Genomic DNA, 21,486 nt, shown 5'->3' with positions numbered 1-21,486 from the left:
CTCGGCCCGATCGGCCCACTTATTCGCCCGCGCCCGCCACCGTGCGGCCAGCCACGCGCGCACTGAAAGCGGCAACCTTTTTGTCCAGCGCAGCCAGACGGGCGCGTAATTCCTGTTGCTCACGGTGGGCCTCCTCGATGATCGCTGCCTTGAGCGCTTCCATTTCCTCAGCATCGATCCGGCGGGCTGTCCCCTCCCGGATCGATCGAATTCTTCTCGGCGTCAGTTCTTTCGAGACCTTCGGGCGGACGAAGCGATATGCCGCGAATATCGCTCCCTTGACCGAGCCGTAACGGCTCTCCGGAAAGGCCTCTCTCAAAAGGTTTTGTGCGTAAAAAGCGTCAGTCATGACCTTGGCCCTGTTTGCCAATTCCTTGTCTTTGTTTGACAACACCTTGTCGGTCTCCTGTGCGATCAGTCTCCTTGTTGAGTAGGAGCTTTCAGATGCACCGGAGAGATGATGAAAAAGACCAAGGTCGAGGCCTTGCCGGGCTTTCGCCCTTGGTCTCCGGTCCGCCTGGGCCAACCGCAGTCATTCCATTTCGCAGAGCCGACACTTCCGCCGCGTCCGGCTCTGCTGCAGGTGGCGATCCGCCGTCGCCACCTGCTAATTTCGAGCCTCTTGGCCAGGCTGTGAGCGCAGTCGTTTTGCGCATCCGAAACAGCAGGCTGAGGTTGAAGGTTGCTGGTCCCGGCGCTCGGGAGGATGACCGGGACCAGCTGTGACGAGCCGAGGGGGTGAGCTCATCAATTCGAATTCGCGGGGTATCGGCTCCTGTAGCGTTAAACTTCCTCTTCCCGGCTGATGTCGCCGGAGTTGCGCGCCATAGCCGCCACCGTGCAAAGGAAGAAGGCGCCGACGATCAGCGCCAGTCCGAGATGACCGAGAAACATGCTCATGCCGCCCTCTCCCTGACTTCGGTTGGGGTTATCGTCGCGTCGCAGCGTTCGCAGTGACGCTCGATGATTTCTGGTATCGAGAGGACGCGGTCGCATGCCGGGCAGCAGTGAAACGTCGCGAAACGAACGTCCTGCTTTTGAATGCGGCGCGCGGCGTCGATTGTCGCTGTCATGTGCATGCCTCCATCTCAGGTTCCCGAGCTGCGCGAAGGCAGGAGCCGCAATGCGTGCTTCCGTAACCGGCGCAACGCTCGCCCGGGTTCCGGCAGTGAGGCCGGAGAGGTTTGGTGGCCGGAGCGACTTGAACGAGAGCCCCGGCCGGTGCGGCGCGATGTGCTTGAGCGGTTACATGATCGCCTCCTGCGTTGGCGGCGGCGCTGCTTCCGTCATTGAGACTTATGCGCTCGACGCTGGGGGCTTCGGCTTCACCATGAGCGGCCGGAGCGATGGGGTCGGCGGGATGGATCGCTATCTCGTCCTGCATCCCGCCGGAGGCTCCAGCTTCTGGCGCCTCCTTGTCCGATCTGTTTTCAGTCTCGGGCCGGCCCAGAAAGGCTATACCGGGGCGAGAAATAGCAGCATCGGTTTTGGAATCGGTTGCGGCACTCTCTCCGCCCGTCACGCCTGCTCGCGGCGTCCCGGTGCCATTCCCATCACCATCGACAGCTTCACCTGTCTTGATGGCAGGGTCCCCGTCACCCAGGGACTTTTCATGCGCCTCTTCCCGCTCAATCAGAATGTCGACGGCAGCGATCAGCGCCTTGCGGCCGATCTCGGTCTGCATGCCTGTCGCGACCGTGGCGACCAGCTTGGCGTTCACCGGCTCTTCGACGAACTCGCCCGTGATTGGGTCAAATTCTTCAATCTTTTCTCGTGCGCGCATTCGCGCATCGCGCGCCTGAATAGTCGGAGCGTTCAGAGCCGACATGTATGTGTCGACGATCGCCTCAAACTCGGCATCAGCCAGACTGTCGAGATCCTGCTTGGCCTTGAGGCGGAAAGCAGCGCGCAGAGCCTTGGTGTCGTAGCCGAATCCTTTGGCCTCCGCGAAGAGGTCCTTCATCAGGTCGGCTACCTGCTGCTTCTCTGCTTCGAGAGTTTCCCAGCGCTGGAAGAAGGATTTGATTTGGCCGTTGGCGGTCATGCTGACACCGCCTTCCTCGTCGAAGTGTGCCTCGATGCGAGCCACTGCCAGTCGACACCCTTGATCTTTTTGCGATCGGCCGCGGCAATAACGCCGTCCCAATGCCGCGGCGAGATGCTTTCGCGAAGCCTCATCTGGCGTGCTGCCTCGTATCCGCAGCCGACATCAGTCGCGAATTCGCCGATGGTTTCCCACTCGTCAATCAGGCCTGAAATGGAAGAAGGTGTTTTGCTCATGACGGTCATCGTACAAAAAGTACGAAGGACAGGCAAGCCGAAATCGTACACATTGCACGATATTTTTCGGCCATAATGTACGAATGGAATTACCGAAGGACAGATTGAGGCGCGCCCGAGAGGCGGCTGGGTTTCAGACCCCTACCGACGCGGCAAACGCGTTTCCTCGCGATATCAACAAGAACACGCTGATCAGCAACGAAAATGGGAACCGTGCGATCTCAAAGAAGGCCGCCGAGAAATACGGCGAACTCTTCGGGGTGAAGGCTGGTTGGATCCTGTTTGGCGACGGCGGCGAAGACGAGGTAGCGGCTGTCCCGAGCGAGATCACGCTGAGCAGGATCGGGATGGTAGCTGGCAGGGTTGCCGGCGTCGTAGAGGCCGGGACATTTCGTGAGGTCGATGAGTTCGACCAGTCCGACGCTGTGGAGATCATGCTCCCGCGTGACGAAAAGTTTCCGAACGCGCGCCAACTGATCTTCGATTGCAGCGGTGACAGCATGAATGATCTCCGCCCTCGCCCGATCTTTCCCGGCGATCGCCTCGTCTGCATATCCTACGAGGATGTTGAGCACCTGGTCGAGCTGCGATCAGGGATGGTCGTTGTCGTGGAGCGGACACGGGATGGCGGGCACTTCCGCGAATGGTCGGTTAAGCAGCTCGAGCTTTTCGGAGATCGGGCTGAGTTCCACCCGCGGTCGACGAACCCGAAGCACAAGCCGATTGTCATTCAACGCGACCATAACGCAGATGACGGCGTGAGCGTCCAGGTCATTGGGCTTGTCCGACGCGTAATGAATGAGATGCCGGGGTTCTAGTGTGTTCAGACGCGGAGGAAAGATGCATTGAGCGACGATCGAAAGATACATGGAGGCGCTGGCTCGGCGGCAATGGAGTTTTCCGAAAGTATCAAAGCAATATTTTCAGACAATAAACATCCAGCGACAAAAAATGACGTTGCGAATCTATACGTGACGGCGATTCTACTATTTGACGCCATCAGCGCCGCGACCTCAAATCTATCTTATGACCCCCGATCAGCCGAAGGCATTGCTGCTGAAAAGCGGTATGCGGATGCTATGGACCGAAGCCTCAATTCGATAAAAACCGGGATTGAGCAAATGGTGGAGAGCCAAATCGATGAGCGATGACAAAATCGATTTCAGCCTTTTGGACCGCCTGCGCAAACAAGTGTCGATTTCAGCTGACGAGAAGCGCCCATTGCATTCAGGTGGCGGCGGTGGCACATTTGAGGGTATGGAAGCGCGCGTAAAAGCCCTTGAAGACGACATGAAGAAGATCCTGCAGGATACTGCTGAGATCAAAGGCATGTTGCGTGCGGCCCCATCGGCTGTCGAGTTTGGTGAGCTTAAGGGCCGCGTGAATAGCTTGCCGACGACCGCAAAAGTCGCCGCTCTTCTTGCAATAGCCACGGCTGTGATCGGCATCGCGAATAACTGGCCCATGATCAAGGCAGCCATCTTTCACTGAACAAGCACTAGCCTGTCCTTGGCTTGGCTGAACTCCCGACATGAGTGCGCAATTTCCTGCATTAGCCAACGGTGAGGCGGCGCGCACATGTAGCTCTGGCCGTCGTCACCCACGAAATTCATGAGCGGCAGGACGGAAAACTCTTCCTCGTCGCCGACCGGCGCGAATGGCCCGACCTTGAACCGGTACCCTGGAAACCGATTGCCGAGGTAATTCTCGAACCGTTCCTTAGCCGCCATGACTACCGCCCGCTGCTCGAATGGCGGGACGATGATGAATTCCAAAGCTTCTCTCTCAGTAGCCATACGCATTACCTCCTGTAATCCCGACTAGCCGGCCGATCACGCTTCCGCAGGGCTGGCATCGGAACGGGATACTTTCCAAATAGACGCTCTCGATCAGCTCTTCCGCGTCTCGCGGAACATCGTCGCCGGTCGGCATCTGCACCACCTTTTCACTGTCTCTCATGCAGTTCTCGCACCTGATGTGGAGCGCGAACCAGGCTGACGACTTCAATGCTGCTAGACCCATTCTGTTCTCCTTTCGTTCTCATGAAAGCAGAAGCCGCATTGAGAGTCGAATCGATTCTTGCCGGACGAAAAAGATTCTTCATGTCGTCATATCGTACAAAATGTACTTGACCATGGATCGTACATAACGTACGTTCAGTCCATCAACGAAACGCCACGGCGCGAGGATGGAATGCAGCACATTCGCAACATCGAGACTGAGCAGAGCAAGCGCGACGCTCGCTGGAATGCAGCCCGGACCATCGCCGACTGCGACGCCTACATGGCGATCGAGGCTCAGCGCATGGGCGCTCACGGCTTCGAATTCATCCGCCAGCCTCAGCACCGTCTCCGCGGCCCGTCGTGGCTGCGCGGCGCTACTGCCTCCGTCCAGGAGCACTACCGCTACGCCCGCGAAATCATGAACATCCGCGATGAGGATCAGCTCTATGCGTAACAAGGCTGAACGTCTCGCTGCTCTTCATCAGTTGAGCGCCGCCGACGAGGCCAGCTGCGTCCGCTACGGACTGAGCGTTCCGAACGCGCTCCTCCTCTACATCCAAGATCGCATCATCATTCATCAGCATTGGGCGCGCTCCTACGCCGCCTATGCCCGCGAGCAGATGGGCGTCACCGATGGGGACCAGGTCTATGCGTGACGCCCCGTCGGATATCCAAGCCCGCCTCACCGACATCAACCGCCGCGCCGCCCCTGTCCTCGAAGAGAACAGCCGGCTCCACGCCGCGCTCGGCAAGGCCGTCACCCTCATCCTCACCATGGCCGCTGTCGGCGTCCTCACCTTCATCGCTATCGCGCCGACTGAGCAGAGCCTCAAGGCAAGCGCCCTCGTCAACCAGGAGAATGTTCAATGACCGCTCTCGCTAAGCAGGAAATCGCACCGCAGGAAGATGTCAGGCTCATCCCTGCGAATGACGCGCCAATGGTCGCCATGATCGAGCGCATCGCCATGGATCCGAATATCCCGATCGACCGCCTCGAAAAGATGCTGGCGATGAAAGAGCGGATGGAGGATCGCAGCCGCGAGATGGCGCGGGAGGATCGGATCGAAGCGGCCCGCCGCGAATGGCTCTCTGCCTTCTCGGCCGTCCAAGCGGAGATCGGCCCGATCTTCCGGACCAACGACAACAAGCACACCAAGTCGAAATACGCCGACCTTGCGGATATCGAGCGCGTTGTAACGCCGATCCTGACCAAGCATGGCTTCTCGACGACGTCAGCGCCAGTCCATTGCGATCTGGCCGGCCATATCCGCATGCAGCTCACGATCGGACATGCTGGCGGTCACGAGAAGGTCTACGAAGACGATTTCCCCCTGGACAACACCGGTTCCGGTGGCACGGTCAACAAGACCGCCATCCAAGCCAAGGGCAGCACGCAAACCTACGCCCGCCGCTACCTGAAGGCCAGCGCGCTCGATCTCGCCTTTTTCGATGACAAGGATGGCAACGCGCCACCGGCCAAGACTGACGAGCCGATCACCGAAGCGCAGGTTTCCGTCATCCGCGACTTGGTCGCCAAGGCCGAGCTCGAGACCGACCAGTTCTGCAACCACTGGAAGGTCGAATCCATCCCCGACATTCCGTCTTCAAAGTTCAACGAGGTCGTCGGCTCGCTGCGCCGTCGCATCGCGGTCATTGCCGATCGCGCCAAGGGGAATGCAAATGGATAACATCGTCCAAGGCACACCCGAATGGCACCAGATCCGCGTCGGCAAGGTCACAGCCTCGAAGGTCGCCGACATCATTGCCAAGACCAAGACCGGCTATTCCGCCTCGCGCGCCAACTATGCGGCGCAGCTCATCACCGAGCGGCTGACCGGCCTACCGACCGAAGGTTTCACCAATGCCGCTATGCAGTGGGGAACCGAGAACGAACCGGAAGCCCGGGCGGCCTACGAGTTCAACTGCGTAGCTTCCGTCGTCGAGGTGGGCTTCGTCCCTCACCCGACGATCGGCGAGACCGGCGCTTCTCCGGACGGCCTTGTCGGCGACGATGGCCTTGTCGAGATCAAGTGCCCCAACACAGCCACGCACATCAAGACGCTGCGCGGCGGCTCGGTACCTGGCGACTATGTCACGCAGATGCAGTGGCAGATGGCGTGCACGGGCCGGAAGTGGTGCGATTTCGTCTCCTACGATCCGCGTATGCCTGAATCCATGCGGTTCTTCTGCCAGCGTGTCGATCGCGACGATGCCATGATCGCCGATCTTGAACGCGAAGTGGTGGCGTTCCTCAACGAGGTCCGCGCGGCCGTGATCGACTTGCGCCGCCGCTACGATCCACCGGTTGCTGATGAGGCAGCCGACATGCTGATGGCAGGCTAGCCATGTCCACCAACAACCGCATCGTCGACACCGACCAAGCCCGCGACATGCTGGTCAAGTACATCATGGGCAAGACCATGCCCTTCACCTGCAGCATCACGGACGGCAAGCACCGAACCAGCGACCAGAACCGGCTTCAGCGCCTGTGGGTGTTGGAGATCTCAGCGCAGCTCGGCGACCAGGCGCCGGAAGAGGTCCGCGGATACTGCAAGCTCCATTTCGGCGTGCCGATCCTTCGGAACGAGAACGACGTGTTCAAGGCGGAATATGACGCCGTGATCATGCCGCTTCCCTACGAGCACAAGCTCAAGCTGATGATGGTGCCGTTTGATTTCGGCGTCACCCGCCTGATGACGACGCGGCAGAAGACGATCTACCTCGACACGGTCCATCGGCACTATTCCGAGCAGGGCGTGATCCTCACCAATCCAGAAGATTTGAAGCGGAGAGCGGCATGACCGAGAAGCGTCTCTATGAGGTCGTCAACCCTTCCGACGCCATCACATTTCGCGCCACGGTCGTCGAGGCGGCCTGCATCGCCGACCGTCTCCGCCCTGCCTGGTATTTCGTGAAGGACGTTCAGACCGGCGAAGAGCCGAAGATCGACAACCTCGAAGAAGTGTACGAGGCGATCTGGAAGAGCGCCGACAAGCTGGCCTCCTACGCCGAAGCGTACCGTTCGTTCATGGTCGGCAGCCGTTCCGAGCGGGAGCTTCTTGAGGAAGCTGTTTCGCGGATGACTGAGGACGAGGCCAAGGCCTACCGCGCCCAGTGGCACGACAAGCGCCGCACGTCGATGAACGATATCTGCCGACAGGTTTGGGAAACGGCCGAGAAGATTGCCTCCTACGAAGCGGAGGCAGCATGATCGACTGGCAGAAAACCGCGTCCAGCGTCATCGGCGAGGTTCATCGCAATCTCCCGACTGATGCCGACCTCGCCACCCGCAAAAAGGCGCTGCGCGCCGCTCGCCCGTGGGAATTCGCCTCGACGAGCTGGGGCAAGAAGGTCTGGGCGAAGCACTCGCGGAAATATCTCGAAAAGTTCGGCCTGCCGCCGCTGAAGGCGAAGGCCGTCGAAAACCACCTGTCGCCGCTTGAGCGGCTGATGGCGAAATCGAAGGAAGCGAACCCATGACCGAGATCGAGGCAAACTGCCAATTCGTTTCCGTCAAGATCACCGGGAAGCACGACCCGAAGAAGCCGGTCCCGCTCCGCCTGAAGAAGGACGCTCGCAATCCGAACCTCTGGGCGACCGCAGATGGCAAGCGCGTCTTCAACTCCGAAGAATGGGCCGCAAAGTCCATGGAGATGGACACGCCGGAGTACCGGGAGGCCGGCCGCAAGCGGATGGAGGCCTCCCGCCTTGTCCGCGCCGAGGTCGTCGAGAACTACGACGGATGGGTGACGACGACCGGCGACGAAGACGATTATGCCGCTGATGTTGCCGAGCTTCTCGAAAAGCATGGCGATAGGCTGTCGTGGAGTGGGATGCCGGACGATGAGATCCCGTCGCGGCTTCCGGCATGGGCTTTCTGCTGCCGAGAAGACGGATTTGATTTCGACCTCGAGGAAGTGCTCGACAATTATCTTTCCGACAACCACCACGAAAGCGCGCGCGACTGGCTGGTAGATCAGAAAGAGCTTTGGGATTTCTGGACGGCCTGGTCTGCGAAGCAAACCCAGCTCAAAAGCTATTTCATCGACACGCAGCGGATCGTCGTCATTGATCGCCCGCGGTATGAGGTCGAGCTTGCCGACGCAAAGGAATATCTTGCGGGGTTGCCAGCATGAGCACCCGTCAGCAACGCCGCGCCGCCCGTTCTTTCGAACGCCGAGGCCTGAAAGGTGATTGGGGCCTCTGGCGCATCACCGATCTGCCAAACGGCATTCCCGGCGGCAAGGGCTGGAACAAGGAAGTCCGCCGTGTCCAGGCGAACAACCTCTATGTCGTGCTGGTGCGCGCGTTCGTCGACGAGCAGGGCAACGAGGTAATTCACCTCGCCATCCGGACCGCATCGCAGCTGGAGCCGCCGTGGCGCGACATGCAGCGCATCAAGAACGAAATCTGCGGGGAAGAGGCGACGGCCGTCCAGGTCATGCCGCCGGCGTCCGAATTGATCGACGAAGCCGACATGTATCACATGTGGGTTCTGTCCGGTCGCCTCCCCTTCACCTTGGCAAGGAGAGCAGCATGACAGACCGCCCTATTCTATTTTCGTCTCCGATGGTGCGCGCCCTGCTCGCCGGGACCAAGACGCAGACGCGGCGACTGATCGAGACGACACCCAAGCCCATGGCTCCCGGTCAGATACTCGTGATGACCGGCCCTCGCTTTGGAGGGACGGCATATCGTTTCGCCCCTCGCATCAGAACCGGCGACCGGCTCTATGTTCGCGAACACTGGCGGTCGCGGGCCGACCTTGATCGCATCCCCCCACGCGAAATGATGAGCGGCGTTGCCGTTTGGTATGAAGCAGATGGGAAAGGGCCGGCAACCGATCTGCATATGCCCGGCAAGCACCGACAGGCGATGCACATGCCCCGTTGGGCCTCGCGCCTGACGCTCACCGTCACCGACGTTCGCGTCGAGCTGCTGCAGAACATCAGCAAAGCGGACGCGATCGCGGAGGGGATAGTTGAGGACGACGGCAGCGAGCCGGATATCTTCTATCTTCCAGGATCGCACCTGATTTCTGGCGTCAATGCACCGAAAGGTCGCTTGCCGATCGGGCAGCACAGCGATCCTCGCCTTGTTTACCGAGACCTGGTGAACAACCTGCACGGCGGCGATCTTTGGAAAGAGAACCCTTGGATGGTCGCCTACACCTTCTCGGTGCATCGCGGAAACATCGATAAGATCGCGAGGTCAGCATGAGAACCGCAGCCGACTACCTTCGCAAGCATCCCAGCGCGCGACCGAGCACCATCGCCTTCATCGATCGCCGGAACGCTGTCGTCGAGCAGCTCAAGAGAGAGCTTGAAGCAGACGAGGCAGCAAAGCGGCCGACGCGCAAATCGATCATTGGCCGGTTCATGCCGTGGTTCGGGAGGCGAGCATGATGGAAGACTACGGCTGGGCCGCGTATTGGAGCAATGAACCTCGCCCGTTCATCCTTGTCCACACGGCCAGCAGCACCCGCAAAGAGGTCTGCATCAAAGTCGGCGCAGTGTGGAAGCACGCAGGCGAGACGGACATGCAGGGCTGGCGGCGTGCTTATCGCGAAGGCTGCCGGACAACCCGGGTCGTCGTCAGACCGTTTGGGGGAACGCCATGAGAGCGGTTCCGGAATGGATTGGCAAGACCGACAATGACGCTATCCCGCCGCGCGTCCGCCTGCGAGTTTTCGAAAAGTTCAACGGCGTCTGCCAGCTTTCGGATCGGAAGATCCTGGCTGGTGAAGCGTGGGACCTGGACCACATCAAGGCGCTGTGGCGCGGCGGCGAGCATCGCGAGAGCAATCTGCAGCCGGTCCTGAAGCAGCCTCATCGCGTGAAATCCGGTGAAGAACAGACGGAGCAGGCCAAGGCCGACCGCGTTCGCAAGAAGCACCTTGGCATCTGGCCCCAATCGAAAGCGAAGATCCGCGGCGGCGGTTTCAGGAAGACGAGGGATGTGTGAAATGAGCAAGATCACCCAGACGCAAAAGTCAGGGCAGGATAGTCCACATGATCGTGCCGAAAACCACGATGAAGCAGATGGGCACACTGAGAAAACGGAGCATTCCGATGTTGGTGTTAAGACGCCCTACCCAAGCGAACCACCAGCCCGGCCCCTGGTTTCCATCTTCCATGAGATCACTCCCGAATTGAATTCTGCTCGAGACCACGAACTGCCGAGAGAGAGCCCAGGTTCCACGCCTTGCGCAAAGACCGAAACCGTCGACCACATCGAAGCCATGGAGCGCAGGATAGCGGAACTGGAGAAGGCGCTACGAGATAAGTTCTGTCCACGCCCGTGCAATCACCGACCCGACGAGTTTGGCGTGGGAGACTGCGTTGATGCCGGGGAATGTGGGTGTGGTGCTCTTCACGCGCTTATCCCAGAGAAGGAGGGGTAGGATGACGCCAGACCTCCCATATTGGCCGGCCGCCATGGACCAGAAATCCGCAGCTGCATATTGCGGCGTCTGTGTCGAGACCTTCAAGAAGGTTTGCCCCGTTCGGCCGCTGAAGTTCACGGAATCCACAAGGGGCGAAAGATATCTTCGTCAGCGCCTGGACGAATGGCTGGCGTCTCTCGATCCAAACAAGCAGGATGCCGCCCCGAAGCGGAAATTCGGGGAGCGGCTCTATGGTGGTCAAAGTGAAGCTGGAAGGGCTTAACGTCATCAAGGCGCGCGGGAAGTGGTACGTCTATGTGCGTTCCACGAAGGAGAAGCTGATCGGCGGCTTCGATGGAACGCGGGCCGATCTCGAAAAGCGCATGGCGATGCCCGACTTCATCGGCGCCTACAACGGACGCCGGAAGCTGACGGAAAAGCGGACATATGCCGATGGCACGCTCGGAGCCCTCGTCTACTGGTTCGAAAACGATTGCCCGAAATATCAGACGCTCGCCGACGCCACGAAGAAGGACTATACCGACGCCTTCGGTTGGCTGCGGCCGGAATTTGATTATCCGCTCGACGACATAGAGCAGGCCGACATCTACGATATCCGCGATCGATGCGCCAAAGAGAAGTGGCCCCGCTTCGCTGACCAGATGGTCGCCGCCCTCTCCTCTATGTTCAGCCAGGCCGTCAAGCGCCGGAAGATGCGAACCAATCCAGCCAAAGGGCTCGACAAGGCCCACACGTCAGATCCGAACGCCAACCGGGAATGGTTCGCCCATGAATGGGAGTACGTGCGGGATAACGCTCCTCGATATCTCCTCACCCCGATGATCATTGCCAGACACGCCGGCTACCGCGGGCAGACGCTCGTCAAGCTCCGCTGGTCGGATTATGGCCCTCACCCGCAGCATGGGTGGAAATGCTTTCGCAAGGTGACGAGGAAGAATCAGGAAAACACGATGGTGCCAGCCGTCGAGGAGCTTCAGGAGTATATCGACAAGCTGGACAAGACGGCCTTGGAGATCTGCACGCGCCAGGACGGCACGCCGTGGGAAGACGAAAAGCAGATGCAGACGGCAGTCAGCCACTATCTGCGGGATCTGGAGCGGGATGGGAAAATTGGCGCGGGAACCACGCTGCATGGCCTGCGGACGACCTATGCTGCCGACCTTAGACGGGCTGGCGTGGAGATCGGCGATGTCGCTGCTGCGCTGGGTGACCGGTCAGAGCGGATGGGCGCTCACTATACCCGGCACGTCGAGAATGAAAGCAAGGTAGTCCGCGCCTTCAACAGCAAAAAGAAGCGGTAAAATGTTTTGCAAATCTCGTTTTGTTCCGTCGTTTTCAGTCGTAAAATCGAGCATGTTTTGCAACGGGAAATCCAACAGCTCAAGGATTTCTAAGGGATTTTAAGTCCCTTGCGTCTACCAGTTTCGCCACGCCCGCTTGCGGCATTTTCAATATCTTGCGTCATGGGCGATGGGAAGAGCCGCAAGGGGTAAAAAATCATGCCTGTTTTGCCGGCAGCACCGACGAATGATCGGCCAGGCATTTCCCTCCCGAAAGCGATGAAGGCTGCGCAGTCTGTCGTGGGAGAAAACAGAAAAGACGCGGCGAGCCTCACGCCCGCCGCGCCTTCATTATTTCAGCGTCAAAGATCAGGCGAGCTTGGCAGCAAGCTTGGCGACATGGGCGCCCTGGTATTTCGCGCCTTCCAGCTCGATCTCGGAAGGCAGGCGAGAGCCGTCGCCGTTGGTGATGGTGGAGGCGCCGTAGGGCGAGCCGCCCTTGACTTCCTCGGTACCCATCTGGCCCTGGAAGGCATAAGGCAGGCCGGCAACGACCATGCCCTGATGCAGGAAAGTCGGGATGAAGCCGAGGATGGTCGATTCCTGGCCGCCGTGCTGGGTTGCCGAGGAGGTGAAGACCGAACCGAGCTTGCCGACGAGCTTGCCGGCGAACCAGAGGCCGCCCGTCTGGTCCCAGAAATTGCGCATCTGCGAGGCGACCGTGCCGAAGCGGGTGCCGGCGCCGACGATAATCGCGTCATAATCCGCCAGTTCATCGACGGTGGCGATCGGAGCCGCCTGGTCGACCTTGTAATAGGAAGCCTTGGCGACGTCTTCCGGAACCAGTTCCGGAACGCGCTTGACGGTGACCTCGGCACCGGCCGACTTCGCGCCTTCGGCGACGGCGTAGGCCATAGTTTCGATATGGCCGTAAGCCGAATAATAAAGGACGAGAACCTTCGCCATCTTTTATCTTCCTTGAAACATCGGGTTGAATTTCGTGCCCGACGCGATTTCTATCAGCGCGCCTGGCTGAACAAAGCCCCGTGACGAAGAACTAAGTGTTCACCACTTGGAGACGAAAAATCGCTTGCGGTTTTCATTTCGGCAAAAATGACGCATCGCCCGAATTAAAAAGTTAGAGCATCATGTCGCCCGAACCCCCCTGTACTTTTCGGCATCATGCCTCTGGTGTTTGCAAAGCGACCGAACGGCGCTACCTATTTCCCAGCCTCACATCACGGAACATCCCATGAGCCAAGACATCGTCGTCACCGCCGCCATGCTCGCCATCGGCGACGAACTTCTCTCCGGCCGCACCAAGGATAAAAATATCGGCCACCTCGCCGATCTGCTGACGCTTTCCGGCATCGACCTCAAGGAAGTGCGCATCGTCGCCGACGACGAAGACGCGATTGTCGAGGCGCTGAACGCGCTTCGCGGCAAATATGATTACGTCTTCACTTCGGGCGGTATCGGGCCGACGCATGACGACATCACCGCCGACGCCATTTCCAAGGCTTTCGGCCTGCCTTGTGAATACGACGAAGCGGCAATGACGCTGCTGGCCGAAATGTACCGCCGCCGTGAGATGGAATTCACCGAGGCGCGGCAGCGCATGGCGCGCATGCCGCGGGGCGCTGTGCATATCGCCAACCCGGTCTCGACTGCGCCGGGCTTCATCATCGGCAATGTCTATGTCATGGCCGGTGTGCCCCAGGTCTTCCAGGCGATGGTCGACAATGTGCTGCCGACGCTTCGGACCGGCACGCCGGTGCTCTCGCTCGCCATTGCCTGCCCTTACGGCGAAGGCGAGATCGGCACGCCCTTGACCGCGATCCAGAAAGCACATCCGGAAACCAGCATCGGCTCCTACCCGCGCTATATCGGCCAGAAATTTTCGACCGAGATCGTCGTGCGCGGCCGCTCGCAGGCGGTGATCGACGCGGCCGGCGCCGAGGTGCGAGAGATGATCGACGCCATCGGCCGAAGGAAGGACATCGCCGAAAACCATTCCGCCGAGGCTTGAGAGCAACGCCGGAACTCAAGGCCATCCTTGATCCCGATCAAGGAACAGGAGAACGGTCCGGCGCATTCCTTCCCTCGCGCAAGCCCTTTCAGCGCAAGGAGAATTGATATGTCCTACAAAACCATTCTCGCCATTCTCGATACATCCGACAATAGTTCTGCGGTTGCCGATTTCGCCTTTGCCATCGCCGCTGAAAGCGGCGCCCATGTGATCGGCTTGCATGCCGAAATCATTTCCGCCGTGCCGTTGGTCGCGCCGATGGAAATCCCCGATCCCGTTGCCGTGCAGGCGCTGCAGGATATGGCGCATAGCGAAACGATTGCCGTGGAGCGCATCTTCAGGGCGAAAGCGGAGGCGGCTGGCGCCTCCTTCGAATGGCGCAGCTTTGCCACATCAACCGGATACGGCTCCGCCCCGCTGATCGAAAGTGCGCGCAGCGCCGACCTCCTGATCGCCTCGCAGGCCGACCCGGCCAAACCTTCCGACAGCCACGTCGACGTCGACAGTTTCCTTTTCGAAACCGGCCGGCCGGTGCTGATGATCCCCTATATCATCCGCCAGCCGAAGCCGATCAAGCGCGTGCTGATCGCCTGGAACGGATCGAAAGAGGCGGCGCGCGCGACCTTCGACGCGCTGCCGATCCTCAAAGCCGCCGACGAGGTGGAGATCTTTTCGGTCGATCCGGCCGACACGGCGCTGCAATCGCCGCTGACCGCCGGCGCCGACATCGCCGCGACGCTTGCTCGTCATGGCGTCAAGACGACGCTTTCGTCGGCCCAAAGTGTGGATAAGAGCGCATCGCATGTCATCGAGAACCGGCTTTCGGACAGCAGCATCGATCTTCTCGTCATGGGCGCCTATACGCATTCCTGGCTCTGGCAGATGATCTTCGGCGGCACGACGAAGACCCTGCTGCAATCGATGACGGCGCTGACCCTGTTGTCGCGTTGATTGGCTGCTCTTGCCTTTTGCCGGCAAATCCCGCTAATTGCGGCGACCGATGACAGCTTCGAGCCTCGGCCCCATCTCGCGCAGTTCCGGCTGCGCGATTTGCGTTTTGCCGATCGCCGCTTCAAGCCTGTCCGGTCGCCGGCAAACGGCGTGTCGTTTTTTCATGCCGCGGAGCAGCCCGATGTCCCTTCCCGATAAAGCCTTTCCCGTTTCCTGGGATCAGTTCCACCGCGATGCGCGCGCCCTTGCCTGGCGGCTTGCCGGCCTCAATCAGGCGTTCAAGGCAATCGTCTGCATCACCCGCGGCGGCCTCGTTCCGGCGGCTATCATCTCACGCGAGCTGAACATCCGGCTAATCGAGACTGTCTGCGTCGCTTCCTATCATGACTATGTGAACCAGGGCGACATGGTGCTGCTCAAGGGGATCGCGCCCGAACTTCAGGAAAATGGCGGCGAAGGCGTGCTTGTCGTCGACGACCTGACGGATACCGGCAAGACCGCCGCACAGGTGCGCACCATGCTGCCGAGGGCCCATTTTGCCTGCGTCTACGCCAAGCCGAAGGGCGTGCCGACCGTCGACACCTTCATCACCGAGGTGAGCCAGGACACCTGGATCTACTTCCCCTGGGACATGGGCTTCACCTATCAGGAGCCGATCGCCAAGGGCGCACGCTGACACCACCGATCGCGGCGCGCGACCAGCGCATTTACCACTTGAAATTGTTCCAATTTTTGTCGGCGCGGTTTCCCGAATCCGCTATCGGGATCTGCACATCTATTTTATCTTGTCCGCATAAACTCGACAGCTGCGAATCACATCAAATTGCGCTTAAAGCGTGCAAGAAACGATGCGATATAAGGAAGCAAGATGGCGCGGTGGGGGCATAGAGGAGCGGTTGTGACCGTCGGGCTGGCCGCATCACTGTTTCCCCTCACGCCTGTCCGCGCCGAGCCTGCTTATATTCCCCTCGTGCGCGACTATGTCGAGAAGCAGATCCGGCCGATCGTGGAAACGCCCTTGGTGCTGAAAGCCATTGCCGAACAGAACGCGGAGTTCGGCAATGTCAGCGAAATGGATATGCGGGTGCTCGACGACACCTACCGATCGGAGGTCGATCAGCATCACCTGCATATGGTCAAGCTGCTGCTCGACAGATCCGTGTCGCATTACCTGAAAGCCAGGCAGGACGCCTCGCAGGGAGCGATCGTCGAATTTTTCGTCACCGACAGTCATGGGCTGAATGTCGGGCAGAGCATCATTACCGCCGATTACTGGCAGGGCGACGAGGAGAAATACCTCAGAACCTTCGCCAACGGCTCGCGCGAGGTCTTCATCGACCGGGCGGAGCGCAACGAATCCACCCAGATACTCGAAACGCAGGCGAGCTTCGTCGTCATGGACGAAGAGAACAGGCCGATCGGCGTGGCGACCGTCACCATCGCCATAGATGCGCTCTGATAGGCGCTTGCATGCGGGCGAATCGGCATGCCCATTTGCACCGGAAATGCCATCACAAGATTTGCCGCAGGGCGCTTTTTTCTCGTTCCGACCTTTTCCTTAGCCGGCAATGCCTGCAAGCCATTGTAATTTCAGCGCTCCCCGGCTTTCCCCAATCTTCACAGGCGCATCCACAAGATGTTGTGGTTAGCAATCAATTAAAAGCCAGCCCTTGACGGAATCAGCTGTTTCAAACTTTACTGTCTCTGATGTTGCGGCGGCGACAGGACCGGAGGTAACGAGCCCGGTTCCCTTTTGAAAATCAGGACGCAGAATCAGGGTGATGGGCCGGGAGCGGTTCAGGCCTGACAGGATCTCTGTGCGATTTTCAGCCTCCAAAAAAAGTGACATTGGGACTGGCGATAATAGCTGTTAATACTATATTTAGCGTTTGCAGCCACCATCACCACAAGATACAGGAAGGACATCTCCGGATGACACCCCTGTCACGATACGGAAACGCGGCTGGCTGCACGACGATAAAGTGCCGCCGGATAGGAATTTTGCGCCCCGGTCGCGGGGACCGGGCGCCAACACGAGGTCAAGACCATGCGCATCGAACGTCGTTTCACGAAGGCCGGCCAAGGCGCCTATGCGGATATCGAATTCCGCAAGGCGACGAGCGAGATCAAGAACCCCGATGGTTCGGTCGTGTTCCGCCTCGAGAACATCGATGTTCCCGCGCAGTTCTCCCAGGTCGCGACCGACGTTCTGGCGCAGAAGTATTTCCGCAAGGCCGGCGTTCCCACCCGGCTGAAGAAAGTCGAGGAAAACGACGTTCCCTCCTTCCTGTGGCGCTCCGTTCCCGACGATGGCGCGCTGAAGACCCTGTCCAAGGATGAGCAGACCGGCTCGGAAATCGATGCGCGCCAGGTCTTCGACCGTCTTGCCGGCACCTGGACCTATTGGGGCTGGAAGGGCGGCTATTTTTCCTCCGAGGAAGATGCCTCGGCCTTCAAGGACGAGCTTGCCTATATGCTCGCCACCCAGCGTGTCGCCCCGAACTCGCCGCAGTGGTTCAACACCGGCCTGCACTGGGCCTATGGCATCGATGGTCCCGGCCAGGGCCATTTCTATGTCGATCCCTTCACCGGCAAGCTGACCAAGTCCAAGTCGGCCTACGAACACCCGCAGCCGCATGCCTGCTTCATCCAGTCTGTCGAGGACGATCTCGTCAACGAAGGCGGCATCATGGACCTCTGGGTGCGTGAAGCCCGCCTGTTCAAATACGGCTCCGGCACCGGCTCCAACTTCTCGATGCTGCGCGGCGAAGGCGAAAAGCTTTCCGGCGGCGGCCGCTCCTCCGGCCTGATGAGCTTCCTGAAGATCGGCGACCGTGCTGCCGGCGCCATCAAATCGGGCGGCACGACGCGCCGCGCCGCCAAGATGGTGGTCGTCGATATCGACCATCCCGATATCGAGGAATACATCAACTGGAAGGTCAAGGAAGAGCAGAAGGTGGCGGCCCTCGTCACCGGCTCCAAGGTCGTCGCCAAGCATCTGAAGGCGATCATGAAGGCCTGCTTCAATTGCGAAGGCGGCGACAACGGCGATTGCTTCGACCCCAACAAGAACCCTGCCCTGAAGCGTGAAATCCGTGCCGCCAAGAAGGACCAGGTTCCGGAGAACTACGTCCAGCGCGTCATCCAGTTCGCCCGCCAGGGCTACAAGGATCTGCAATTCAAGACCTACGACACGGATTGGGATTCGGAAGCCTACCTCACGGTATCCGGCCAGAACTCCAACAACTCCGTCTCGATCAAGGACGACTTCCTGCGCGCCGTCGAAAATGATGGCGAATGGAACCTGACCGCCCGCAAAGACGGCAGGGTGATGAAGACACTGAAGGCGCGCGATCTCTGGGAAACCATTTCCTACGCCGCCTGGGCCTCGGCCGATCCCGGCATTCACTTCAACACGACGATGAACGACTGGCACACCTCGCCGGCCGGCGGCCCGATCCGTGGCTCGAACCCGTGCTCGGAATATATGTTCCTCGACGACACGGCTTGCAACCTTGCCTCGCTGAACCTCCTACAGTTCAAGGACAAGGCCACCAAGCGCATCAACATCGCCGATTACGAACATGCGGTTCGCCTGTGGACCGTCGTGCTGGAAGTCTCGGTGATGATGGCGCAGTTCCCGTCGAAGCGCATTGCCGAACTCTCCTACGAATACCGCACGCTCGGCCTCGGCTACGCCAATATCGGCGGCCTGTTGATGTCGTCGGGCATTCCCTACGACTCCGCGGAGGCACGCGCCATTGCAGGCTCGCTGACCGCGATCATGACCGGCATCTGCTATGCGACCTCGGCCGAAATGGCTGCCGAGCTCGGCCCGTTCCCGAATTTCGCGCCGAACCGCGAGAGCATGCTCAAGGTCATTCGCAACCATCGCCGTGCGGCGCATGGCGAGAGCTCCGGCTATGAAGCGCTGTCGATCAACCCGGTCGCACTGATCCATTCGGAAAACCCCGACCAGGATCTCGTCGCCCACGCTAAATCGGCCTGGGACAAGGCGCTCGAGCTCGGTGAGCAGCATGGCTACCGTAATGCCCAGGTCTCGGTCATTGCGCCCACGGGCACGATCGGTCTCGTCATGGATTGCGACACCACCGGCATTGAGCCCGACTTTGCCCTCGTCAAGTTCAAGAAGCTTGCCGGCGGCGGCTACTTCAAGATCATCAACCGCGCCGTGCCCGACGCGCTGCGCACGCTCGGCTATTCGGAAAGCCAGATCGCCGAGATCGAGGCCTATGCAGTCGGCCACGGCAACCTGAACCAGGCGCCGGCTGTCAATCCGTCGACGCTAAAGACCAAGGGCTTCAGCGACGAGAAGGTGGAAGCCGTCAACGCCGCGCTGAAAAGCGCCTTCGACATCAAGTTCGTCTTCAACCAGTGGACGCTCGGTGCCGACTTCCTCAAGGACACGCTGAAGGTTTCCGACGAACAGCTGGCCGACATGAGCTTCAGCCTGCTCGATCATATCGGCTTCTCGAAGAAGGACATCGAAGCCGCCAACATCCATGTCTGCGGCGCGATGACGCTGGAAGGCGCGCCCTTCCTCAAGGCCGAGCATCTGCCGGTCTTTGATTGCGCCAATCCCTGCGGCAAGATCGGCAAGCGCTACCTCTCGGTCGAAAGCCATATCCGCATGATGGCGGCGGCCCAGCCCTTCATCTCGGGCGCGATTTCCAAGACGATCAACATGCCGAACGAGGCGACCGTCGAGGATTGCAAGAACGCCTACATGCTGTCGTGGAAGCTCGGCCTCAAGGCCAACGCGCTCTATCGCGACGGCTCGAAGCTGTCGCAGCCGCTCAACGCCTCGCTGATCGAAGACGAGGACGACGAGGATGCGCTGGAGGAACTGCTGCAGGCGCCCCTCGCCGCCCAGGCTGTCACCGTCACCGAAAAGATCATCGAGCGGGTGATCGAGCGTGTTTCCCGCGAACGCGAGAAGCTGCCGAACCGCCGCCAGGGCTATACCCAGAAGGCCGCCGTCGGCGGACACAAGGTCTATCTCAGAACCGGCGAATTCGGCGACGGCCGCCTCGGCGAGATCTTCATCGACATGCACAAGGAAGGCGCTGCCTTCCGTGCGATGATGAACAATTTCGCCATCGCCATCTCGCTCGGCCTGCAATATGGCGTGCCGCTCGAAGAATATGTCGAGGCCTTCACCTTCACCAAGTTCGAGCCGGCCGGCATGGTCATCGGCAATGATGCGATCAAGAACGCTACCTCCATCCTCGACTACGTCTTCCGCGAACTTGCCGTCTCCTATCTCGGCCGCCATGACCTCGCCCATGTCGATACGTCGGATTTCTCGAACACGGCACTCGGCAAGGGCATCCAGGAAGGCAAGACCAACCTGCTCTCCACCGGCTGGACCCGCGGCTACAAGCCGACGCTGGTGTCCGGCACCGGCGGCGAACGCCAGGCAGGTGAACCCAAGGGTGCGGCGACCGCCGCCCCTGCCCGCGCCGCCTCCTCCGGCACCGTGACTGCCTTTGCTGGCAGCGCTGCCCGCAAGCTGGAGCCGACGGTCGCCATCGCCACCTCCGAAATCGTCGCCTTCAAGCGTGATTACGAGGAGCGCGCCAAGGAACTGGCGGAAGAGATCGCCGAAGAGGTGATCGAGGAAATCACCAGCGACGCAACGGCCTTGTTCTCCGACAAGGCGGCGGCAGACGCGGCAACGGCGAAATCCGAAGCCAAGAAGCGGGAAGCCGAACGCCGCCAGCGCTCGATCATGCAGGGCTATACCGGCAACATGTGCTCGGAGTGCCAGAACTTCACGATGGTGCGGAATGGGACCTGCGAGAAGTGCGATACGTGCGGTGCGACGAGCGGGTGCAGCTGATCATTCGCCCTCCTCTTCTCTTGTGTGAGCGGGTGAATCAGGAAATGCAGCAGGCTGCTTTCCCTCATATCGAGAATTTCCCAGGCGGTAGGTCGCCTGGGAAATGCCTGAAGGAACAAAACAGGATCAAAAATTCGTAAGCCGCCAATAACGAGTTGGGCGTTGGCCGGGCCCAAGCGGGCCAAGAACTAAACCATCGGCTTCTGACGGATTGTCGCACTCAGGCCCAGCATGGAAACCATATATGGTTGAATCGGTAACTCTCGTAGACTGGTGCAAGCGCTTGGCGACATCTTTAGTCTTCATCCCGCTATACGGCTGCGATCCTGTGGTCCAACATTTTGCCGATTTTGAACTGAGCGGCGACTATAAAGCGATAGCCCAGTGCGCAACTCAGTATCTGCCCAGCGATCATTGGCTTCGCGAAGACCATGATGACGCCAAACAAGTGAGATTCCTTCAGCTCCCGCCAGGTAAATTTTCGACCATCATTGATGTTGTTGGATCGGGAGCAGGGCGGACCCACGTCAGCGTATCGGAGTGGTCGATAGGAGGCATGCCTGAGTTGTATGGGAGCTATTTTACCCACTGTGCATCGAAAAAAGCCTGACTAACCATGCGTATATGAGACCATCAACATCATCGAGATCATGTTGATGGGAGTATAGGAGCGG

At 59.7% G+C, this 21,486-nt stretch carries 32 protein-coding genes; 25 read left to right on the top strand and 7 right to left on the bottom strand.

Annotated elements, in window-relative coordinates:
* Positions 1-19 precede the first annotated feature (19 nt).
* From OIU37_RS00345 to OIU37_RS00330, 4 genes are all read right to left on the bottom strand, one after another.
* Positions 20-526 (bottom strand): hypothetical protein, encoded by a 507-nt coding sequence (locus tag OIU37_RS00345; protein ID WP_372353410.1) that lies wholly within the window; start codon positions 524-526, stop codon positions 20-22.
* A 370-nt stretch (positions 527-896) separates the two neighbouring features.
* Positions 897-1,073 carry a hypothetical protein gene (locus OIU37_RS00340; RefSeq protein ID WP_264255000.1) on the bottom strand — a complete coding sequence of 59 codons (177 nt, stop codon included), beginning with the start codon at positions 1,071-1,073 and terminating at the stop codon, positions 897-899.
* A complete protein-coding gene (locus tag OIU37_RS00335; RefSeq protein ID WP_264254999.1) occupies positions 1,070-2,044 on the bottom strand; it encodes a DUF2312 domain-containing protein in 975 nt (324 codons plus the stop codon). Before OIU37_RS00335 ends, OIU37_RS00340 begins: the two co-directional genes overlap by 4 nt.
* Positions 2,041-2,280 (bottom strand): hypothetical protein, encoded by a 240-nt coding sequence (locus OIU37_RS00330; RefSeq protein WP_264254997.1) that lies wholly within the window; start codon positions 2,278-2,280, stop codon positions 2,041-2,043. The genes OIU37_RS00335 and OIU37_RS00330 overlap by 4 nt, the downstream gene beginning before the upstream one ends.
* Before the next feature lie 83 nt (positions 2,281-2,363).
* Here OIU37_RS00330 and OIU37_RS00325 point away from each other — a divergent pair, with 83 nt between their 5' ends.
* From OIU37_RS00325 to OIU37_RS00315, 3 genes are read left to right on the top strand one after another with little or no spacing between them, the layout of a single operon-like run.
* Complete coding sequence (locus OIU37_RS00325; RefSeq protein WP_264254995.1) at positions 2,364-3,098, top strand: XRE family transcriptional regulator; 735 nt, start codon at positions 2,364-2,366, stop codon at positions 3,096-3,098.
* Between the two features lie 27 nt (positions 3,099-3,125).
* Positions 3,126-3,431, top strand: a complete 306-nt coding sequence (locus OIU37_RS00320) for a hypothetical protein (RefSeq protein WP_264254994.1) — start codon at positions 3,126-3,128, stop codon at positions 3,429-3,431.
* Positions 3,421-3,771, top strand: a complete 351-nt coding sequence (locus OIU37_RS00315; protein WP_264254992.1) for a hypothetical protein — start codon at positions 3,421-3,423, stop codon at positions 3,769-3,771. Before OIU37_RS00320 ends, OIU37_RS00315 begins: the two co-directional genes overlap by 11 nt.
* On the opposite strand, the gene OIU37_RS00310 is transcribed toward OIU37_RS00315, so the two are convergent.
* Entirely contained in the window at positions 3,765-4,055 is a 291-nt protein-coding gene (locus tag OIU37_RS00310; protein WP_264254991.1) for a hypothetical protein, read from the bottom strand. The two genes, OIU37_RS00315 and OIU37_RS00310, sit on opposite strands and share 7 nt — an antisense overlap.
* A gap of 10 nt (positions 4,056-4,065) precedes the next feature.
* Positions 4,066-4,302: a hypothetical protein gene (locus OIU37_RS00305; protein ID WP_264254990.1), complete on the bottom strand. Its 237-nt coding sequence runs from the start codon at positions 4,300-4,302 to the stop codon at positions 4,066-4,068.
* A 171-nt stretch (positions 4,303-4,473) separates the two neighbouring features.
* On the opposite strand from OIU37_RS00305, the gene OIU37_RS00300 reads away from it, so the two are divergent.
* The 16 genes from OIU37_RS00300 (at position 4,474) to OIU37_RS00225 (ending at position 11,990) form a co-directional block, all read left to right on the top strand.
* On the top strand, positions 4,474-4,737 hold the full coding sequence (locus OIU37_RS00300; protein ID WP_264254989.1) for a hypothetical protein: 264 nt from the start codon (positions 4,474-4,476) through the stop codon (positions 4,735-4,737).
* A complete protein-coding gene (locus tag OIU37_RS00295) occupies positions 4,730-4,939 on the top strand; it encodes a hypothetical protein (protein ID WP_264254988.1) in 210 nt (69 codons plus the stop codon). The genes OIU37_RS00300 and OIU37_RS00295 overlap by 8 nt, the downstream gene beginning before the upstream one ends.
* Positions 4,932-5,153, top strand: a complete 222-nt coding sequence (locus OIU37_RS00290) for a hypothetical protein (RefSeq protein ID WP_264254987.1) — start codon at positions 4,932-4,934, stop codon at positions 5,151-5,153. The genes OIU37_RS00295 and OIU37_RS00290 overlap by 8 nt, the downstream gene beginning before the upstream one ends.
* Positions 5,150-5,971 carry an ERF family protein gene (locus OIU37_RS00285; RefSeq protein WP_264254986.1) on the top strand — a complete coding sequence of 274 codons (822 nt, stop codon included), beginning with the start codon at positions 5,150-5,152 and terminating at the stop codon, positions 5,969-5,971. Before OIU37_RS00290 ends, OIU37_RS00285 begins: the two co-directional genes overlap by 4 nt.
* A complete protein-coding gene (locus tag OIU37_RS00280; protein WP_264254985.1) occupies positions 5,964-6,626 on the top strand; it encodes a lambda exonuclease family protein in 663 nt (220 codons plus the stop codon). Before OIU37_RS00285 ends, OIU37_RS00280 begins: the two co-directional genes overlap by 8 nt.
* Positions 6,627-6,628: 2 nt before the next feature.
* A complete protein-coding gene (locus OIU37_RS00275; RefSeq protein WP_264254984.1) occupies positions 6,629-7,084 on the top strand; it encodes a hypothetical protein in 456 nt (151 codons plus the stop codon).
* Positions 7,081-7,494: a hypothetical protein gene (locus OIU37_RS00270; RefSeq protein ID WP_264254983.1), complete on the top strand. Its 414-nt coding sequence runs from the start codon at positions 7,081-7,083 to the stop codon at positions 7,492-7,494. The genes OIU37_RS00275 and OIU37_RS00270 overlap by 4 nt, the downstream gene beginning before the upstream one ends.
* A complete protein-coding gene (locus OIU37_RS00265) occupies positions 7,491-7,763 on the top strand; it encodes a hypothetical protein (protein ID WP_264254982.1) in 273 nt (90 codons plus the stop codon). Before OIU37_RS00270 ends, OIU37_RS00265 begins: the two co-directional genes overlap by 4 nt.
* Positions 7,760-8,419, top strand: a complete 660-nt coding sequence (locus OIU37_RS00260) for a hypothetical protein (protein ID WP_264254981.1) — start codon at positions 7,760-7,762, stop codon at positions 8,417-8,419. Before OIU37_RS00265 ends, OIU37_RS00260 begins: the two co-directional genes overlap by 4 nt.
* On the top strand, positions 8,416-8,823 hold the full coding sequence (locus OIU37_RS00255; RefSeq protein ID WP_264254980.1) for a hypothetical protein: 408 nt from the start codon (positions 8,416-8,418) through the stop codon (positions 8,821-8,823). The genes OIU37_RS00260 and OIU37_RS00255 overlap by 4 nt, the downstream gene beginning before the upstream one ends.
* A 251-nt stretch (positions 8,824-9,074) precedes the next feature.
* Complete coding sequence (locus OIU37_RS00250; RefSeq protein WP_264254978.1) at positions 9,075-9,503, top strand: hypothetical protein; 429 nt, start codon at positions 9,075-9,077, stop codon at positions 9,501-9,503.
* On the top strand, positions 9,500-9,688 hold the full coding sequence (locus OIU37_RS00245) for a hypothetical protein (RefSeq protein WP_264254977.1): 189 nt from the start codon (positions 9,500-9,502) through the stop codon (positions 9,686-9,688). The genes OIU37_RS00250 and OIU37_RS00245 overlap by 4 nt, the downstream gene beginning before the upstream one ends.
* Complete coding sequence (locus OIU37_RS00240) at positions 9,685-9,903, top strand: hypothetical protein (protein ID WP_372353409.1); 219 nt, start codon at positions 9,685-9,687, stop codon at positions 9,901-9,903. The genes OIU37_RS00245 and OIU37_RS00240 overlap by 4 nt, the downstream gene beginning before the upstream one ends.
* Positions 9,900-10,247 carry an HNH endonuclease gene (locus OIU37_RS00235; RefSeq protein WP_372353408.1) on the top strand — a complete coding sequence of 116 codons (348 nt, stop codon included), beginning with the start codon at positions 9,900-9,902 and terminating at the stop codon, positions 10,245-10,247. The genes OIU37_RS00240 and OIU37_RS00235 overlap by 4 nt, the downstream gene beginning before the upstream one ends.
* 1 nt (position 10,248) lies before the next feature.
* On the top strand, positions 10,249-10,686 hold the full coding sequence (locus OIU37_RS00230; RefSeq protein WP_264254976.1) for a tektin family protein: 438 nt from the start codon (positions 10,249-10,251) through the stop codon (positions 10,684-10,686).
* A 233-nt stretch (positions 10,687-10,919) separates the two neighbouring features.
* The gene (locus OIU37_RS00225; protein ID WP_264254975.1) at positions 10,920-11,990 is read left to right on the top strand and encodes a tyrosine-type recombinase/integrase; all 1,071 of its coding nucleotides are present in this window, start codon (positions 10,920-10,922) and stop codon (positions 11,988-11,990) included.
* Between the two features lie 348 nt (positions 11,991-12,338).
* On the opposite strand, the gene wrbA is transcribed toward OIU37_RS00225, so the two are convergent.
* Positions 12,339-12,935: an NAD(P)H:quinone oxidoreductase type IV gene (gene wrbA, locus OIU37_RS00220; RefSeq protein ID WP_264254974.1), complete on the bottom strand. Its 597-nt coding sequence runs from the start codon at positions 12,933-12,935 to the stop codon at positions 12,339-12,341.
* A 286-nt stretch (positions 12,936-13,221) separates the two neighbouring features.
* Here wrbA and OIU37_RS00215 point away from each other — a divergent pair, with 286 nt between their 5' ends.
* From OIU37_RS00215 to OIU37_RS00190, 6 genes are all read left to right on the top strand, one after another.
* A complete protein-coding gene (locus OIU37_RS00215) occupies positions 13,222-13,998 on the top strand; it encodes a competence/damage-inducible protein A (protein WP_180695381.1) in 777 nt (258 codons plus the stop codon).
* 108 nt (positions 13,999-14,106) lie between these two features.
* The gene (locus OIU37_RS00210) at positions 14,107-14,949 is read left to right on the top strand and encodes a universal stress protein (protein ID WP_180695382.1); all 843 of its coding nucleotides are present in this window, start codon (positions 14,107-14,109) and stop codon (positions 14,947-14,949) included.
* Positions 14,950-15,130: 181 nt separating this feature from the next.
* Positions 15,131-15,625 (top strand): xanthine phosphoribosyltransferase, encoded by a 495-nt coding sequence (gpt, locus tag OIU37_RS00205; RefSeq protein WP_168310149.1) that lies wholly within the window; start codon positions 15,131-15,133, stop codon positions 15,623-15,625.
* 192 nt (positions 15,626-15,817) lie between these two features.
* Positions 15,818-16,408, top strand: a complete 591-nt coding sequence (locus OIU37_RS00200; RefSeq protein ID WP_168310148.1) for a hypothetical protein — start codon at positions 15,818-15,820, stop codon at positions 16,406-16,408.
* A gap of 588 nt (positions 16,409-16,996) precedes the next feature.
* Positions 16,997-20,812: a vitamin B12-dependent ribonucleotide reductase gene (locus OIU37_RS00195; protein ID WP_264254973.1), complete on the top strand. Its 3,816-nt coding sequence runs from the start codon at positions 16,997-16,999 to the stop codon at positions 20,810-20,812.
* A 244-nt stretch (positions 20,813-21,056) separates the two neighbouring features.
* Positions 21,057-21,422: a hypothetical protein gene (locus tag OIU37_RS00190; protein ID WP_264254972.1), complete on the top strand. Its 366-nt coding sequence runs from the start codon at positions 21,057-21,059 to the stop codon at positions 21,420-21,422.
* Positions 21,423-21,486: the final 64 nt, after the last annotated feature.

The organism is Rhizobium sp. BT-226 (assembly GCF_025847085.2).
Lineage (GTDB): Bacteria > Pseudomonadota > Alphaproteobacteria > Rhizobiales > Rhizobiaceae > Rhizobium > Rhizobium sophorae.
This window is presented reverse-complemented; position numbering and strand designations above follow the sequence as displayed.